The 508-nt window shown below is 38.4% G+C and carries 1 protein-coding gene; it reads left to right on the forward strand.

The features are described from left to right. The first annotated feature begins 44 nt into the window (after positions 1–44). Entirely contained in the window at positions 45–494 is a 450-nt protein-coding gene (locus PL85_RS18640; RefSeq protein WP_115340085.1) for a hypothetical protein, read from the forward strand. Positions 495–508: the final 14 nt, after the last annotated feature.

Genomic DNA, 508 nt, shown 5'->3' on the forward strand with positions numbered 1-508 from the left:
CCTTAGCCGGGCGTTAGGTGAGCAACTGAGTAATGGGGCAATAAGTGGACGACAAAAAAGCTCTTTCTGGAGCAGAAATAAGGCAGAAAGTACTCAAAAAAGTTGAAGAGTACGAAGATAGACCAGTGTTAGAGCAGTACGCTTTATTTATGGGTAAGGCACAGCTTCTTGAGTTTTATTTGAAAAACCTTTTGTTTCGGCTTTTTGATGTGCCAATTGAGCGCTCTGAAAAATGGACTCTGGGAAAAACAAAAAATGAATTAAAGACTCAAGGCTTGAGGCCTGATTTCATTGAGTTTTTATCGAGAGTAGTAGACTACCGTAATCATATGGCACATGAATTTTTAGCTAACGATGCACTTATTCAATCATTTGCTGAATTTAGTGATCATAAAAGGTTTAGAGAACTATACAAAGCTATATACGAACTTGAGCAACTAATCGTTTTGTATGATTGGTGCGAAGAAAATCAAGGATGGTTGCCCGTCACCTAACAAACGCTTCAAGA

Origin of the sequence: Vibrio anguillarum (assembly GCF_001989995.2) — a bacterium.
Taxonomy (GTDB): Bacteria; Pseudomonadota; Gammaproteobacteria; order Enterobacterales; family Vibrionaceae; genus Vibrio; species Vibrio anguillarum.